At 39.2% G+C, this 1,880-nt stretch carries 2 protein-coding genes and 1 pseudogene; 1 reads left to right on the top strand and 2 read right to left on the bottom strand.

Translation table 11 applies throughout. The features are described from left to right. Both H6G97_RS50655 and H6G97_RS50650 read right to left on the bottom strand, forming a co-directional pair. Positions 1-369: pseudogene (locus H6G97_RS50655) on the bottom strand (hypothetical protein); the annotation flags it as partial. 485 nt (positions 370-854) lie between these two features. Further along, a complete protein-coding gene (locus H6G97_RS50650) occupies positions 855-1,076 on the bottom strand; it encodes a ribbon-helix-helix protein, CopG family (protein WP_190947726.1) in 222 nt (73 codons plus the stop codon). A 248-nt stretch (positions 1,077-1,324) separates the two neighbouring features. Here H6G97_RS50650 and H6G97_RS50645 point away from each other — a divergent pair, with 248 nt between their 5' ends. Then, positions 1,325-1,528, top strand: a complete 204-nt coding sequence (locus H6G97_RS50645; RefSeq protein ID WP_190947725.1) for a hypothetical protein — start codon at positions 1,325-1,327, stop codon at positions 1,526-1,528. Positions 1,529-1,880: the final 352 nt, after the last annotated feature.

Raw genomic sequence — 1,880 nt, 5'->3', positions numbered from 1 at the left:
TGTTGTCTTGTCCCATTCAAGGCGGGGGTCATCTGGTTTCATCCGTCCCCAGTCCATCGCCAACCAATCATTAAGCGGGTCAAGTCCGCTAACCCACCATGCACCGGCTTCCGTGTGGGCATATCGTTTCAAGTACCCATCACGCAGTCGCCCATCGTTACGTCTGGCCGTTTGAGGTAGAGCGCATAGCAGATATTCGTACACTGAGGGGCCACTAAGAGAACGGACATTCAAAGCTGTTAACTTTGGGTCAACAGCACTGGCTAACCATTCATTCCAATGGTTGGCTTCTATGTGAGAGGGGCGGGATATTATCTCAAACCCCCCTATAACTTCATGTGGTTGAAGTGCGCGGTTACTATTTATCACAGATTTACCCTCAAATAACTGGTTTCTTAGTATTTCGAGGGGGTTAACGCACTGCTACACCTGATATCTATGAGATTTACTGTTTTGCTGGTTTAGGCTTTTTTACGCTATCAAAAAAAATTGATAAATTTGAATCCAAAAATCTACCAGTGAAAATATAGAAATTTTCACAGCACCTCATATAATATGAGAAAGCAGCGCGGAATTATCTCTTTCGCCAATCAGTGGTTAGAGCTTCCAACTACCAATCCACTTTTTTGGTTCTCTAGAGATGAAACCCGCTCTCAGATATTGAAATATTTAATTTTCTTTGTTGGACAAAGCGTTTACCACTTAGTATCGCTTTGTTTTTTTATTTTTTGGTGTTTTTCTGTTTGTACCTCCGTTAATCGCTTCATTTCAGCAATAGCCTGATTTTACAAAAGTTTTTGTCTTCTGCAACTTGATATTAGTTTGATTTTTTACTTTAAATTTCTCCCTGTCGTTTACTGATTATTTTGTTTGGAACTAGCCGGAGGGCTATCGCTTGTTTCCTCGCCATGCTCAAACCATAGTGTAAGTGCTTGCTCTAAAGCTTCACTTTGATTCACATCCCTCTCTGCACAAAGAGCTTTGAACTTTTTGTACATCGCTGTAGGTATGTGACCACTTAGTTGTCGATAATCTTCGCTCCTTCGCCGATCAACCATTAAATCTAAATAACTCATTCTCTCTTAATTTGCCTCCATGACATCTAATTGTCTAGTAATTTTAATATTGTGTTGACACAATGTCGTGTCATAGTTAATATATCAGGTATAAGGCAGAAATGCCAAACCAAGAATAAATCTGTGTTGGCTGGTTAAAATGCCGCAGAAATTTTATCGGCTACTACGTTAATGCAGAGATAGTCAAAATCAAGGCAGCAAGCTTATTTCAGAACTTTGTCAATTAAATATTTTGAGGATTAAACCTTATGACAGATTTGGTCGTAATGCCCGAAAATGCCAACACAAGGCAAAAGGGTACACTCACAATTATTGCTGGTTATGACCTCGGTAATTCCAGCATTAAATTTGTATCGTCAGACCAAAAAATCAGGTTTCCTAGTTATTTAAAGAACTGTTACTACCGCCCAACCGAGACTCCCACTGAAGGCATCGGTGATAGATTAAAATAAAGCGCATTTTGTCAATCAGTTAAAATACTCAAAATAAATTTAATGATAATGATAATCGTGCGTGTGGGAGGGGAAGGAGGCAAGCGTCGCTCGCCTCCTTCCCCTCTATTTGATTATCATTATCTTTAGGTTTTTAACAGCCGAAATATGAGACAAAAAAGTATTGTAACGAGAGAATAACTTTGTTTTATTATTATAAATTCAGTAATCAAATGCTGTAATGAAAAGCGCTTCTTGACCAATACGGTTCGGTTAAGCTCTAAGCAGTATTGATTACAGAAAAAGTAAGTGTTTCCAATTTAACTCCTGCCCCCTTATGTACTGGCTTCTTGGACGGAAACTTAGCCCTAGT

It is taken from the genome of Nostoc flagelliforme FACHB-838 (assembly GCF_014698065.1).
In the GTDB taxonomy this organism is placed as follows: Bacteria; Cyanobacteriota; Cyanobacteriia; order Cyanobacteriales; family Nostocaceae; genus Nostoc; species Nostoc flagelliforme_B.
This window is presented reverse-complemented; position numbering and strand designations above follow the sequence as displayed.